The organism is Pseudomonas sp. UMAB-40, from assembly GCF_900095275.1.
GTDB classification, from domain to species: domain Bacteria; phylum Pseudomonadota; class Gammaproteobacteria; order Pseudomonadales; family Pseudomonadaceae; genus Aquipseudomonas; species Aquipseudomonas mandelii_B.
Genome location: NZ_LT607553.1, coordinates 213728 through 228053, shown reverse-complemented (window position 1 = coordinate 228053; position 14326 = coordinate 213728). Strand labels below are relative to the sequence as shown.

The window sequence follows — 14326 nt, the reverse complement described above, 5'->3', positions numbered from 1 at the left end:
TTAATCCTTCCGCTTTAGAAGCTCGCCACGGGCCGCTTTCTGGGTTTCCGTGAGGATGCCACGCAATATATTCATTTCCGCCCGGCTCACCGAGCTGCGACCGTACAACCGGCGCAGGCGCGCCATCAAGTGCCGTGGTTTTTCCGGATCGAGGAATTCGATGGCCACCAGGGTTTGCTCCAGGTGCTCATAGAATCGCTCCAGCTCATCCATGGTCGCCAGCTCAGCGCTTTTGACGGAGGCCACTTCTTCCTTCTCGACCTTGCTCGGCTGGCCTTGGGCCGCGAGCCAGGACATGCGCACTTCATAACTCAACACCTGCACCGCTGCCCCAAGGTTCAGCGAACTGAACTCAGGGTCTGATGGGATGTGCACGTGATAATGACATCGCTGCAGCTCTTCATTGGTCAGGCCGGAATCTTCACGACCAAAGACCAAGGCAATCTCGGCACCCGACGCCGCCTCCTCGACCACCTTCACGCCGCATTCGCGGGGATCGAGCAACGGCCAGGGAATGCGACGGTCACGGGCGCTGGTGCCAAGCACCAGATTGCAGCCGACCAAGGCATCTTCCAGGGTGGCGACGACTTGCGCGCTTTCAAGGATGTCCCCGGCGCCGGAAGCACGGGCATCGGCCTCGTGGTGCGGGAACAACCGCGGTTCGACCAGCACCAGCCGCGACAGGCCCATGTTCTTCATGGCACGCGCAGCCCCGCCGATGTTGCCGGGGTGGCTGGTATTGACCAGGACGACACGAATGTTATGCAGCACGGGAGGCAATCTCGAACACAGAATGGGGGAGCAGAATCTTACAGCTCAACCTACCGTTAAGCTATGAAAGCGAACACCAACCTTCACCTGTAGAAAAGTTCTGATAGAATGCCCGGCTTTCTTTAACAACCTTAGGTGACACATCCATGCAGCCCATGCTGAATATCGCGCTGCGCGCCGCCCGCAGCGCCAGTGAATTGATCTTCCGCTCCATCGAGCGCCTGGATACCATCAAGGTCGACGAAAAAGACGCCAAGGATTACGTATCCGAGGTGGATCGCGCCGCCGAACAGAAAATCATCGACGCGCTGCGCAAGGCCTACCCGAATCACTCGATCCTGGGTGAAGAAACCGGCATGCACGCCGGCACCGGGATTGAAGGCGAAGAATACCTGTGGATCATCGATCCGCTGGACGGCACCACCAACTTCCTGCGCGGCATTCCTCACTTCGCTGTCAGCATCGCCTGCAAATACCGCGGTCGCCTGGAACACGCTGTTGTTCTGGACCCGGTTCGCCAGGAAGAATTCACCGCCAGCCGTGGTCGCGGCGCTCAACTGAACGGTCGTCGCCTGCGCGTCAGCGGTCGCACCAGCCTGGACGGCGCCCTGCTGGGTACCGGCTTCCCGTTCCGTGACGACCAGATGGACAACCTCGACAACTACCTGGGTATGTTCCGCGCCCTGGTAGGCCAGACCGCCGGCATCCGCCGCGCTGGCTCGGCTAGCCTGGACCTGGCCTACGTGGCTGCCGGTCGTTTTGACGCCTTCTGGGAGTCGGGCCTGTCCGAGTGGGACATGGCTGCAGGCGCCCTGCTGATTCAGGAAGCCGGCGGTTTGGTGAGCGACTTCACCGGCGGTCACGACTTCCTTGAGAAAGGCCACGTCGTTGCCGGTAACACCAAGTGCTTCAAGGCAGTATTGACGGCGATCCAGCCGCACCTGCCGGCTTCGCTGAAACGCTAAGCGAACGCCCACAAAAAAAGCACCCTTCGGGGTGCTTTTTTTATGCCTGGAGTTTGCCCCCGAAAACACCACAAATCCAATGTGGGAGCGGGCTTGCTCGCGAAAGCGGTGTATCAGCCACCATTAATGTGGAATGTGAAGCCGCCTTCGCGAGCAAGCCCGCTCCCACAAGGGGATCTGTGGGGATGCAGAAGTTGTAGGCACAAAAAAAGCACCCTTCCGGGTGCTTCTTTCTGAATCTGAATTTCAGCTTTTTTAGTGAGCCTGTTCGTTCTGCGACAGGACCAGTTTGCCTTCCTTGTCGACCGGAATCTGGTTGCCCGGATCACGATCCATCCGCACCTTGCCTTCCTTGCCATCCAGCGAATAACGAACGTCGTAGCCTACGACCTTGTCGCTGATGTCATTCACTGTGTTACAGCGAGTCTGCGTCGTGGTGTAGGTGTCACGCTCTTGCATGCCTTCCTGAACCTTGTTGCCCGCATAACCACCACCAACAGCGCCTGCGACCGTGGCAATCTTCTTGCCGGTGCCGCCGCCGATCTGGTTACCCAGCAAACCACCGGCTAATGCACCGACCACCGTACCGGCGATCTGGTGTTGATCTTTCACCGGCGCTTGCCGGGTCACTGCTACATCCTTGCACACTTCACGTGGCGTCTTGATTTGTGTCTTGACCGGTTCAACGGCTAGCACTTGCGCATACTCAGGGCCGCTTTTAACCAGGCTGTAGGTGGCAACAGCACCCCCGGCAGTTACACCGACAGCACCCAATACCGCACCAACCAGCAACGACTTGTTCACATGAACCTCCTGACCATCACATGCGGGCAAAGCCCGCGCTTCTCCCAGCCTTGGAGCATAAAAAAAGGCGCGAGTTCAACTCGCGCCTTTTTGGGCTGACAGCTGGAGGAGCGATGGCCGTTATGGACGGTCGTCGACTTCCTTGTCAGCAGCCGCAGGAGGAATCAGATCCTCGCTGCTCAGGTTCAGCCAGATCAGCACCACGTTCGCGATGTAGATCGACGAGTAAGTACCCGCCAGAACACCGATGAACAGGGCAATGGAGAAGCCAAACAGGTTGTCGCCACCGAAGAACAGCAGGGCCGCGATCGCCAGCAAGGTGGAGATCGACGTCGCCATGGTCCGCAGCAGGGTTTGCGTGGTCGAGATGTTGATGTTCTCGATCAGGCTGGCCTTGCGCAGTACACGGAAGTTCTCACGAACCCGGTCGAATACCACGATGGTGTCGTTGAGCGAGTAACCAATGATCGCCAGTACCGCCGCCAGCACCGTCAGGTCGAAGGTGATCTGGAAGAACGACAGGATACCGATGGTCACGATCACGTCGTGGATCAGCGAAACGATGGCACCGACCGCGAACTTCCACTGAAAGCGGAAAGCCAGGTAGATCAGGATGCCGCCCAGCGCCATCAGCATGCCGAGGCCGCCCTGGTCGCGCAGCTCTTCACCCACCTGCGGGCCGACGAACTCGACGCGCTTGACCGTCGCCGGGTTGTCGCCGCCGACTTTCAGCAGCGCTTCTGCCACTTGATGGCCCAGCTGCGGGTCTTCACCCGGCATACGCACCAGCAAATCGGTAGTCGCACCGAAGCTCTGCACGATTGCCTCGTGATAACCCGAAGTAGCCAGTTGCTCGCGCACCTTGGTGACATCCGCCGGACGCTCGTAGGTCAGCTCGATGAGCGTACCGCCGGTGAAGTCCAGGCCCCAGTTCATGCCCTTGGTCGCGACGCTGAACAAAGCCAGCACGGTAAGGAACAATGTGACGCCGAACGCAAAGTTGCGAACGCCCATGAAGTTGATTGTACGTAACATGGCAGCCCCTTAAATCCACAACTTCTTGAAGTCACGACCGCCGAAGATCAGGTTGACCATCGCGCGGGTCACCATGATGGCCGTGAACATCGAGGTAAAGATCCCGAGGGACATGGTCACTGCGAAACCTTTGACGGGACCGGTGCCCATCGCAAAGAGAATCCCGCCGACCAGCAACGTTGTCAGGTTGGCGTCGAGGATCGCAGTAAATGCCCGGCCGAAGCCTTCGTTGATTGCCCGTTGTACGGTCATGCCCGCCGCGATCTCTTCACGAATCCGCGAGAAGATCAGAACGTTGGCGTCGACCGCCATACCCATGGTCAATACGATACCGGCGATACCCGGCAGGGTCAGCGTTGCACCCAGCAGCGACATCAAGGCCAGCAGCAGCACCATGTTCACCGACAGTGCGACGGTGGCGATGATGCCGAAGAAGCGGTAGATGGCGATGATGAACAGCGAGACAAACAGCATGCCCCACAGCGATGCATCGATACCTTTGGTGATGTTGTCGGCACCCAGGCTCGGGCCAATGGTGCGCTCTTCAGCGAAGTACATCGGTGCAGCCAGACCACCGGCACGCAACAGCAGCGCCAGCTCGGACGACTCGCCCTGACCGTTCAGGCCAGTGATGCGGAATTGAGCACCCAGCGGCGACTGAATGGTCGCCAGGCTGATGATCTTCTTCTCTTCTTTAAACGTTTGAACCGCTACGTCTTTCTCGACACCGTTCACCATTTGCTTGGTGTACGTGGTGACTGGACGCTGCTCGATGAAGATCACCGCCATGCTGCGACCAACGTTGCTGCGGGTCGCACGGCTCATCAGCTCGCCACCGTGACCATCCAGACGGATGTTCACTTCTGGCGTGCCGTGCTCGCCGAAGCCAGCCTTGGCGTCAGTCACCTGGTCACCGGTGATGATCAGGCCACGCTCGATCTGTGCCGGTGGACGATTGCCTTCACGGAACTCGAAGCTTTCGGAAGTGGCTTTCGAAGCGCCCGGCTCAGCGGCCAGACGGAATTCAAGGTTGGCCGTCTTGCCGAGGATACGCTTGGCTTCTGCGGTGTCCTGCACGCCCGGCAGCTCAACCACGATGCGGTTGGCGCCCTGACGCTGAACGATCGGTTCGGCAACACCCAGCTCGTTGACGCGGTTACGTACCGTGGTCAAGTTCTGCTTGATGGAGTATTCGCGGATTTCCGCCAGCTTGGCCGGGGTCATCGCCAGACGCAGCACCGCCTGACCATTGAGGTCGGCCGGAACAATGTCGAAATCGTTGAAGTTCTTGCGGATCAGTGCGCGGGCCTGTTCGCGGGACGCTTCATCACTGAAACCCAGCTGAATGGCACCGTTGAGTTGCGGCAGGCTGCGATAGCGCAGTTTCTCTTTACGCAACAGGCTCTTTACATCGCCTTCGTACACTTTCAAGCGAGCGTCGAGGGCTTTGTCCATGTCCACTTCGAGCAGGAAGTGCACACCACCGGACAAGTCCAGACCCAGCTTCATCGGGTGCGCGCCCAGGCTGCGCAGCCATTGCGGGGTGGTTTGTGCCAGGTTCAGCGCGACGACGTAGTCATCACCCAATGCCTTGCGCACGACGTCTTTGGCCGGCAGCTGATCTTCAGCCTTGACCAGGCGAATCAGACCGCCCTTGCCACCCGCCGTCAGCGAAGTCGCCTTGACGTTGATCCCGGATTCCTTGAGCGCAGTGCTCACGCGATCCAGATCAGCCTGATTGACTTGCAGCGAAGTGCTTGCGCCGCTGACCTGAATGGCCGGGTCATCAGGATATAAATTGGGAGCGGAATAAATCAGACCGACCGCCAGCACCGCCAGGATCAGAATGTATTTCCACAGAGGGTATTTGTTCAGCATCACGCCGCCCGCTTATGACGCGGGGCGCCTTGCGCGCCCCGTCGATTGAGTAGAAGTTGAAACTTAGATCGCTTTCAGCGTGCCTTTTGGCAGCGTGGCGGCAATGGCGCCTTTCTGGAACTTCATTTCGACGGTGTCGGAAACTTCCAGAACCACGAAATCATCAGCCACTTTAGTGATCTTGCCGGCGATACCACCGGTGGTCACAACTTCGTCGCCTTTCTGCAGGCTGCTCAGCAGGTTCTTCTGCTCTTTGGCGCGCTTGGCCTGTGGACGCCAGATCATCAGGTAGAAGATGACCAGGAAACCGACCAGGAAAATCCACTCAAAACCGCCACCCATTGGGCCGGCAGCTGCCGGTGCAGCAGCGTCAGCCATGGCATTAGAGATAAAAAAGCTCATTTAGCACTCCAGTTGCAAATGTTGAATCTTGGGGTCAGAAAACTCAGTCCAAAGGCGGAACAGGTAACCCGCGTTTGGCGTAGAAGGCATCGACAAAGGCGGCCAATGTACCCTGTTGAATAGCCTCGCGCAAACCAGCCATAAGCACTTGATAATGACGCAAGTTATGGATGGTATTGAGCATGCTCCCCAGCATTTCGCCGCACTTGTCCAGGTGATGCAGATAAGCGCGGGAGAAGTTCTGGCAGGTATAGCAATCGCAGGTCGGATCGAGCGGCGAATCATCATGGCGATGGAACGCGTTTCGGATCTTCAGCACGCCGGTATCAATGAACAGATGCCCATTGCGGGCATTACGGGTTGGCATCACGCAATCGAACATGTCCACACCGCGGCGCACACCCTCAACCAGATCTTCCGGTTTGCCAACGCCCATAAGGTAACGAGGTTTGTCAGCCGGCATCTGGCCCGGCAGGTAATCCAGCACCTTGATCATCTCGTGTTTCGGCTCGCCCACCGACAGACCGCCGATGGCCAGGCCATCAAAGCCGATCTGGTCGAGGCCTTCCAGCGAGCGCATGCGCAAATCTTGGTGCATGCCGCCCTGAACGATGCCGAACAGCGCCGCCGTGTTGTCGCCATGGGCTTCTTTCGAACGCTTGGCCCAACGCAACGACAGCTCCATGGAAATCCGCGCGACGTCTTCGTCGGCCGGGTATGGCGTGCATTCGTCGAAAATCATCACGATGTCCGAGCCCAGGTCACGCTGGACCTGCATCGACTCTTCCGGCCCCATGAACACTTTGGCGCCGTCGACCGGAGAAGCGAAGGTCACGCCCTCCTCCTTGATCTTGCGCATCGCCCCCAGGCTGAACACCTGAAAACCACCGGAGTCAGTCAGAATCGGGCCTTTCCACTGCATGAAATCGTGCAGGTCGCCGTGCTTCTTGATCACTTCAGTGCCAGGACGCAGCCACAAGTGGAAGGTGTTGCCCAGAATGATTTCCGCGCCGGTCGCGGTGATATCCCGCGGCAGCATGCCCTTGACGGTGCCATACGTGCCCACCGGCATGAAGGCCGGGGTCTCGACGGTACCGCGCGGGAAGGTCAAACGACCGCGTCGAGCCTTGCCGTCAGTAGCAAGCAACTCAAACGACATACGACTTTGGCGACTCATTCTTTGTCCTCAGGGCCACGTGGTGCGGGGTTACGGGTGATAAACATCGCATCACCGTAGCTGAAAAAGCGGTATTCATGCTCCACGGCGGCTTTATAAGCGGCCATGGCTTCGGGATAACCGGCGAACGCCGAAACCAGCATCAACAGCGTGGATTCGGGCAAATGAAAGTTGGTGACCAGGGCATCGACCACATGAAACGGCCGGCCAGGATAGATAAATATGTCTGTATCGCCGCTGAACGGCTTGAGCACGCCATCGCGCGCGGCACTTTCCAGGGAACGAACGCTGGTGGTCCCCACGGCAATCACCCGACCACCGCGAGCGCGGCAAGCCGCGACGGCATCGACCACGTCCTGGCCGACTTCCAGCCATTCGCTGTGCATGTGGTGATCTTCGATCTTCTCGACCCGCACCGTCTGGAACGTGCCCGCGCCCACGTGCAAGGTCACAAACGCCGTCTCGACGCCCTTGGCGGCAATCGCCTCCATCAACGGCTGATCAAAATGCAGCCCCGCCGTCGGCGCCGCCACCGCGCCCAGGCGCTCGGCGTACACCGTCTGATAACGCTCGCGGTCCGAGCCTTCATCCGGGCGGTCTATATAAGGTGGCAGCGGCATATGCCCAACACGGTCGAGCAGCGGCAACACCTCTTCGGCAAACCCCAGCTCAAACAACGCATCATGACGCGCCAGCATTTCAGCCTCGCCACCGCCGTCGATGAGAATCTTCGAACCCGGCTTCGGCGACTTGCTGGACCGTACATGGGCCAGCACGCGATGACTGTCGAGCACCCGCTCCACCAGGATTTCCAGCTTGCCGCCGGAAGCCTTCTGGCCAAACAGCCGCGCCGGAATCACCCGGGTATTGTTGAACACCATCAAATCGCCCGGGCGCAAATGCTCGAGCAAATCAGTGAATTGACGATGTGCCAGGGCGCCGCTGACCCCATCAAGGGTCAACAGGCGACTGTTGCGACGCTCAGCCAAAGGGTGGCGAGCAATCAGCGAATCAGGGAGTTCGAAAGTAAAGTCAGCAACGCGCATGATGGGGTTCGTCTAGCAGGGGCCGGAAGTCTAGCCGAAATAGTGAAAATTCTCTATGTACCTGATTGACCGACGGTAATCTCATCTCTATACTTCGCCGCCATTGAGCCCTGATGGCGGAATTGGTAGACGCGGCGGATTCAAAATCCGTTTTCGCAAGAAGTGGGAGTTCGAGTCTCCCTCGGGGCACCATGTACATATATCCAGCGGTCCCTACCAGACCCTGGAAAGCAGATAAACCGGCCCTTACGCCGGTTTTTTTGTGCCTGCGATTCCCGAGCACTCCCTTGCAAGCCCAACGTTATGTGAGTAGATTCGTGAGTAGATGAGTTTGGTCTAGAAATCTACTCACACATCGACGGGTACTCACTCCCGCCAGCGCTAGCGCTGAGGGGATTGCCGTGGCACTCACCGATACAGCCGCTCGAACAGCGAAACCGCGCCAAACGCTTTACCGCATGGCAGATGCGGCGGGCCTGTGCCTCGAAGTAACGCCTAGCGGCTCAAAGCTGTGGCGATTCCGATATCGCTTCGGCGGCAAAGCTAAAATGATGGGACTGGGCGCTTATCCCACCATCACCCTCGCCAAGGCCAGGGAGCGCCGCGAAGATGCCCGTCGCCTACTGGCCGAAGGCATAGATCCCACCGCCCACAAACAAGCTGAAAAAACCGCCCAATCCGCCCTCGCTCACACTTTCGAGGCGTTGGCACGCGAGTGGTACGCCTACAACTCACCACGCTGGGCCACCTCAACAGCAGCCAAGGCGCTGCAATATATGGAGGCTGACATTCTCCCCGTTATCGGCCAGCGCCCGGTACAAGAAGTCACGCGCCCCGAACTGGTCGCCTTGGTGCGCAAGGTCGAGAAGCGCGGTGCGCTTAACGTCGCCGGAAAAATTCGCCAGTAGTTAAGTCAGATTTTTCGCTACGGTCTCGCCAAGGGGTCAGTGGAGTCGAACCCTGCCACCGACTTGGATGTGGTCGCAGCAATCGCGCCGCGAACCAAAAATCACCCACACGTTCCCCTCTCGGAAATCCCCATTCTTCTGGGCAAGCTCGATGCGGCCAAATGCGATGTAATGACCCGCATCGCCGTGCGCTTGCTTCTATTGACGGGCGTACGCCCCGGAGAACTGCGCCACGCACCCTGGAGCGAGATTGATCTGGAGTCAGCCACCTGGACGATACCGGCGGCCCGAATGAAGGCACGTCGACCGCATGTCGTCCCACTCCCCCGTCAGGCGGTCGCCAGTCTGCTCGAGCTCAAGGAGATCACCGGGAGTTACCCCATCGCATTCCCGGGCCGGAACAACCGGGAACGCCCTCAGTCCGAAAACACCGTTAACAAGGCACTGCACCAGATTGGCTATGAAGGTCGGCAGACCGGCCACGGATTTCGCCATCTGCTCAGTACCGAGCTAAACAGCCGCGGCTTCAATCGGGACTGGATCGAGCGCCAACTGGCCCATGGCGACCAAGATGAGATACGCGACACCTACAACCACGCCCACTATCTCGAGCAGCGCCGGCACATGATGCAAGCCTGGGCTGATTCGATAGATGCACTTTGTGCTGGCTTGAACGTGGTGAGCATCAAGCGCAAGGCATGACAGCTTTGGCTGGCCTCGCCTAAATGGTGAAAAGCGGACTTCCCATCCGCCTGGTTGGCCGATCCATTCAATACCGGAGCGACTAAGGAGCACACAACAATGGCTAAAATCCACAAAATAGGAGACTTCGCACCGTGGTTCAATCCCGATCACTACTTATCTGCCAAAACATTGAATACTGCGGAGATGCACAGACAACTTCATCAAAAAGAACGCATGTTATTCGTTTTGAAAACGAGCAAAGATAAAAATAATGTGCAGGCGGAGGCATACGCCGAGAGATTTTCTGAAATGGTTAAATGCGTAAGGGGAGTAGATGTAAAACACGCACTCATTCCTGCTTTTTACGGTTTTGCCGGATATGAGCAATATCTGGCAAATGAAAAGCGCGGTGTCGCTTTCATGACAATGAGAGATTTGTATAACCACGCTAGAAACACACCAGGCTACGAACACCAACCCGAAAAACTGTTTGTTGACAGCTTTAAATTCTTGTCAGAAAACCTCCCTATGGGCATGTATGATGATCCTCCGCTGCTAATGTCCCGCTGGGGGGAAAATAGCCGTGAACGATTTGTCCCACTCCTCGTAGATAAAATAGTACCTGACGTGCAATTGAAGGCGGGTTTCGCGGTAAGACTTCCCGAGATCCGAGCCGCAACAAAACACGTTAAAAAGGAAATACAATTTTACAGTCCTAGTTTGGAGAGCCTGGCGCGCTATGGCGTTTTGCAATATTTGGATTTGTGGATCTGGCAACTGGAAACAGGCATAAAAATCCCTCACGACCTAATAATGCTCGCAATTAGCCAGAACTGCACCAGTGACCGTCTTCGTACCACTATTAAATGGGCCAAAAAATTAATGGATAACGGCTTAGGCGATCTTCTGGCAAAGGCCGCCACTGAGTACACCGCAAATACACCCAAATCTGGAAAACTGAACGCGCACTAATTTTCTGGTAATTTTCGACCACTGAAACCTGCCACAAATAATTAGCAACGTGTGTAATCGTAGCCATGCCCAGCCAACCTCAGGAGGTGCTCGGAATGGCTACTCAAGAACCCCGCCGCTTTATCCGCATCAAAGAAGTCCTGTCGATCACCTCATTGAGTCAGTCGGAACTCTATCGCCGAATCAAGACCGGCACTTTTCCGGCCCAAGTGAAGTTGGCGCCAGGCCATTCGGCTTGGGTGCAGTCCGAGGTTGACACGTGGGTGACCGAGCGCATCGCCGCATCACGCACCGAGGCGGCGTGATGATTACCCAATCGATCACTCGTGCCCTTTTGGTCCAGTTATGCCCATGCCCCGGACTGGGCACGACTGAAAGCGCAGAGGCTCGACTGGCCGAAATGGACCGAGTGATATCACTGAAGTACATCATTCGACGTCGGGCGGTGCCGGAGAAAGTTTCGGCCCCGCCGGTTTGCTTAACCACCAGTATTCCAAGCCCACACCACGCCGTCATCCAATCCCGTAGGAAGGCCGCTAGCGCCTCCTTGAACCGAGGAGTCTCAGCGATGCAGATCTTCCACGTCCAAAATCCATCGGCAAACATGAGTGAAGTAGCCATGCACCGCACAATGGCCATCGTCGCCCTTCGCGCCAACGCATCAATGTCTGCCCGCCTCGCCCGCTATAACAACCATATGGCAATTGCCCGCAGTCTGGCACTGACAGTGGCACCCAATGAAGACCTCGAAACACCTGAGCTCTGTCCGCCATCAACTGGCCAGGACACTGGAGGGCGCGCCTGATGAGCGCCATCTCCAGCTCAACGAATCATCAGGAAAATGGCCCGCCCCACAGCAAGCCTGGGTGAGCCATCCCCCCTGATCGACGCTGGACCAGCATTCTCCTTTTGGTGCAACGCCATTAAGAAAAGGGCTTAATCATGACGATTTTTCAACGCTGCCAAATGGCGGTGACGCTGAAGGCTTGCCCGAAAAAAACCACTCGGGCATCACGTGGACTGTGGGTTCACGACGGCCAGCCCTCCGGCATTGACGACTTCCTGCTCATGCGGCGGATCGGCAATTTCGACGGGCTGACGGCGTTACACGGTCGAGAGCACAAGCGTTTGCCCGCGAGTCAGCTATCTATAAGCACCACCAAACAGCGCGCGGTTCGAGCGAGACTGGAACCACTTCAGGAGGCCGTATGACCGACGCCTCGATCCTTTTTCGTAACGCCCTGCAAAGGGTTTATGGGCAGCTCGACTGGTTACCGGTGGCGGACGGCGCAATCCATCGATTTCACGTTCCGAACGACAAACCCGGCACAGCGAACGGTTGGTATGTGCTGTATTGGGATGGCATCGCCTCGGCCGCATTCGGTAGCTGGAAAGCGGGGGGGAAAAGCACTTGGAATAGCCGTGATTCTGCCGAGCCTCGTAGCGTTGAGCGCCTGCGTCAGCATATTGAGCAGTCCCGTCAACAGCGAACAACCGCGCAGTTCAGCCGCCAGCAGGCTACCGCTGAAGTCGCACAGCGGTGGTGGGTGAATGCCCCTCACGCCGATCCAGACCACCGTTATCTAATCGTCAAAGCTGTACGGCCATACGGTCTGCGCCAGCGCGGCGACCATTTGCTGGTACCGCTGTATGTCAATGGGCAACTGGTCAACTTGCAACGCATCGCCCCTGACGGCTCCAAGCGGTTCCTCTTCGGTGGACGGATCAGTGCCAGCTACTCGCCGCTGGGCCGCGTCGCACCGGGTCGGCCGCTGTATATCTGCGAGGGGTGGGCAACCGGAGCGACTCTCCATCAGAGGGGGCGTACCGTCGCCGTGGCCATGAACGCCGGCAACCTCAAATCGGTGGCGCTGTTACTGCGGTCCAAGTACCCCGATATCGAAATCATCATCGCTGGCGACGACGATCGACAGACGCGGGGTAACCCTGGCCGCGCGGCGGCAACTGATGCCGCTAACGCATCTGGGGCGCGGGTGAGTTTCCCCGACTGGCCCGCGGGCTCACCGGATGACCTTACTGACTTCAACGACCTTCACACCTGGAGGGCCGCCCAATGAAGCCAGCAGACAACAGCATGACGGTTCCACTGCGACCGGCTGCCAAACCGCAACTGTGGAGGGTCAATGCCGTCAGCGCCGCCAGTATCAAACCGGTGGCCATCCGCTGGCTTTGGCCGGGTTGGTTGGCCAAAGGCAAGTTGCACATCCTCGCAGGTGCCGGCGGCACCGGGAAAACCACGTTACTACTGAGCCTGATCTCGACCATCACCACCGGTGGACGTTGGCCGGACGGCGAGCAGTGTGAAGAAGCCGGTAATGTGCTGATCTGGTCGAGCGAAGATGACCCGGCGGATACGCTAGTGCCACGCCTGGTTGCCGCTGGCGCCGATCGGTCGCGTATTTACATTATCCAAGGTCGAATCAACATCAGGGGCGAGGCCGACCCTTTTGATCCGTCCAACGACATTGGCTTGTTGCGAGAGACAGCCCGTGAGATCGGCGGGGTGTCCCTGCTGATGCTCGACCCGGTGGTCAGCGCAGTTAAAGGCGATATGCACAAGGCCAACGACGTTCGCCGCGGCCTGCAAGGCGTGGTGGACTTTGCCGAACAGCACCTGTGTGCGGTGATTGGTATCAGTCACTTCGCCAAAGGTGGAGCTGGCTCAACACCCGCCGATCGGGTGATCGGTTCACAGGCCTTTTCCGCATTGGCTCGGACGGTGCTGGTTGCCGCCAAACAGCAGGACTCCGATGCCCGAGTCCTGGCGCGCGCCAAGTCCAATATTGGCACCGACGAGGGCGGCGTCTCCTACACGATCGAACCTTGCACCATTGCCGGAGGTATTGAGACCACCCACGTTCTCTGGGGTGACCTCATACAAGGATCTGCTCGGGACATTCTTCGTGATGTTGAGTCGGTGGATGATGAGTCACTCAACGACAGTGACGACCCCGCCGAAGCGCTGCGCCGTATTCTCAGCTCCGGATCACTGTCCGGAAAGGAAGCCAAGAGGCTGATGCTGGGCAACGGCTATACCCAAAAACAAATTAGGACTGCCCGCGAGCGACTCTCTGTCGTCACGGTTCGATCCGGCTTCGGAAGCGAGACGGTGACCCACTGGTCATTGCCCCAAGCGGAAGAGGAGACTCGCCCCTACCCTGCCGTCGCGCCCTCAAAACAACAATCATGCCCACGCCAGGACATGGGCACGACTGATGAAAAAGGGCATGACTGGGATAAACCTAGTTGTTCCTCGAAGGCGCTCAGTCATAACAATGAGCCCCTTCAAGAGTTGATGAGCCCCGTCAACGCAGATCGCTCAAAGCCAGGTTGTGCCCGCAATCACCTTGATAACGATTGGGAGGACCTCTGATGGCCGCTCTCGATTACCTCAAGGATCGGGGCTTAACCGCCCGCCGAACCGGCATGCGTATCCGTGTATCCCCCCTCTCGAAACTGACCGATGAGGTTCGGCGATATGTGAAACGCAACCGCTTGGCCTTGATTGCCGAACTGATTGCTGACGATGGCGTGGAACGGCGATGTCACTGGCAGGTGATCCGAGCAGGCAAGCCCCTGTGCATCATGCTTGGTGAGCCCCTGTCCAGGGATGAGGCACTGAGCGAGGTTCGGTGGCGATGGCCAGATGCCGACCTCCCGTAG

15 protein-coding genes, 1 tRNA gene and 1 pseudogene are annotated in these 14326 nt (G+C 58.0%); 10 read left to right on the top strand and 7 right to left on the bottom strand.

All coding sequences use genetic code 11. The features are described 5' to 3' along the window. On the bottom strand, nucleotides 1-771 hold the full coding sequence (gene trmJ / locus K0F88_RS05700; protein WP_219094526.1) for a tRNA (cytosine(32)/uridine(32)-2'-O)-methyltransferase TrmJ: 771 nt from the start codon (nucleotides 769-771) through the stop codon (nucleotides 1-3). A 146-nt stretch (nucleotides 772-917) separates the two neighbouring features. Here trmJ and suhB point away from each other — a divergent pair, with 146 nt between their 5' ends. Then, a complete protein-coding gene (suhB, locus tag K0F88_RS05695; protein ID WP_008053258.1) occupies nucleotides 918-1736 on the top strand; it encodes an inositol-phosphate phosphatase in 819 nt (272 codons plus the stop codon). A gap of 255 nt (nucleotides 1737-1991) precedes the next feature. Here the strand turns inward: suhB and K0F88_RS05690 are convergent, their stop codons facing one another. The 6 genes from K0F88_RS05690 to queA form a co-directional block, all read right to left on the bottom strand. After that, entirely contained in the window at nucleotides 1992-2540 is a 549-nt protein-coding gene (locus K0F88_RS05690) for a glycine zipper 2TM domain-containing protein (RefSeq protein WP_010457893.1), read from the bottom strand. A 120-nt stretch (nucleotides 2541-2660) separates the two neighbouring features. Continuing rightward, nucleotides 2661-3575 (bottom strand): protein translocase subunit SecF, encoded by a 915-nt coding sequence (gene secF, locus K0F88_RS05685; RefSeq protein WP_219094525.1) that lies wholly within the window; start codon nucleotides 3573-3575, stop codon nucleotides 2661-2663. Between the two features lie 9 nt (nucleotides 3576-3584). Beyond that, complete coding sequence (gene secD, locus K0F88_RS05680) at nucleotides 3585-5453, bottom strand: protein translocase subunit SecD (RefSeq protein WP_219094524.1); 1869 nt, start codon at nucleotides 5451-5453, stop codon at nucleotides 3585-3587. A 63-nt stretch (nucleotides 5454-5516) separates the two neighbouring features. Continuing rightward, entirely contained in the window at nucleotides 5517-5855 is a 339-nt protein-coding gene (gene yajC, locus K0F88_RS05675; RefSeq protein WP_007916913.1) for a preprotein translocase subunit YajC, read from the bottom strand. 43 nt (nucleotides 5856-5898) lie between these two features. Continuing rightward, entirely contained in the window at nucleotides 5899-7014 is a 1116-nt protein-coding gene (gene tgt / locus K0F88_RS05670; RefSeq protein WP_170219133.1) for a tRNA guanosine(34) transglycosylase Tgt, read from the bottom strand. A gap of 14 nt (nucleotides 7015-7028) precedes the next feature. Beyond that, nucleotides 7029-8078, bottom strand: a complete 1050-nt coding sequence (queA, locus tag K0F88_RS05665; protein WP_219094523.1) for a tRNA preQ1(34) S-adenosylmethionine ribosyltransferase-isomerase QueA — start codon at nucleotides 8076-8078, stop codon at nucleotides 7029-7031. A 107-nt stretch (nucleotides 8079-8185) separates the two neighbouring features. Here queA and K0F88_RS05660 point away from each other — a divergent pair. From K0F88_RS05660 to K0F88_RS05620, 9 genes and pseudogenes are all read left to right on the top strand, one after another. Further along, a tRNA-Leu gene (locus tag K0F88_RS05660) sits at nucleotides 8186-8270 on the top strand. Between the two features lie 209 nt (nucleotides 8271-8479). Next, a pseudogene (locus K0F88_RS05655) lies at nucleotides 8480-9688 on the top strand (tyrosine-type recombinase/integrase). A 99-nt stretch (nucleotides 9689-9787) separates the two neighbouring features. Continuing rightward, nucleotides 9788-10642: a DUF6387 family protein gene (locus K0F88_RS05650; protein WP_219094522.1), complete on the top strand. Its 855-nt coding sequence runs from the start codon at nucleotides 9788-9790 to the stop codon at nucleotides 10640-10642. 95 nt (nucleotides 10643-10737) lie between these two features. After that, the gene (locus tag K0F88_RS05645) at nucleotides 10738-10947 is read left to right on the top strand and encodes an AlpA family transcriptional regulator (RefSeq protein WP_150616285.1); all 210 of its coding nucleotides are present in this window, start codon (nucleotides 10738-10740) and stop codon (nucleotides 10945-10947) included. A 263-nt stretch (nucleotides 10948-11210) separates the two neighbouring features. Beyond that, nucleotides 11211-11447, top strand: a complete 237-nt coding sequence (locus K0F88_RS05640) for a hypothetical protein (RefSeq protein WP_219094618.1) — start codon at nucleotides 11211-11213, stop codon at nucleotides 11445-11447. 137 nt (nucleotides 11448-11584) lie between these two features. Further along, nucleotides 11585-11854 carry a hypothetical protein gene (locus tag K0F88_RS05635; protein WP_219094521.1) on the top strand — a complete coding sequence of 90 codons (270 nt, stop codon included), beginning with the start codon at nucleotides 11585-11587 and terminating at the stop codon, nucleotides 11852-11854. Beyond that, nucleotides 11851-12720 carry a toprim domain-containing protein gene (locus tag K0F88_RS05630; protein ID WP_219094520.1) on the top strand — a complete coding sequence of 290 codons (870 nt, stop codon included), beginning with the start codon at nucleotides 11851-11853 and terminating at the stop codon, nucleotides 12718-12720. Before K0F88_RS05635 ends, K0F88_RS05630 begins: the two co-directional genes overlap by 4 nt. Continuing rightward, a complete protein-coding gene (locus tag K0F88_RS05625) occupies nucleotides 12717-14036 on the top strand; it encodes an AAA family ATPase (protein WP_219094519.1) in 1320 nt (439 codons plus the stop codon). The genes K0F88_RS05630 and K0F88_RS05625 overlap by 4 nt, the downstream gene beginning before the upstream one ends. Next, a complete protein-coding gene (locus K0F88_RS05620; protein ID WP_219094518.1) occupies nucleotides 14036-14326 on the top strand; it encodes a hypothetical protein in 291 nt (96 codons plus the stop codon). Before K0F88_RS05625 ends, K0F88_RS05620 begins: the two co-directional genes overlap by 1 nt.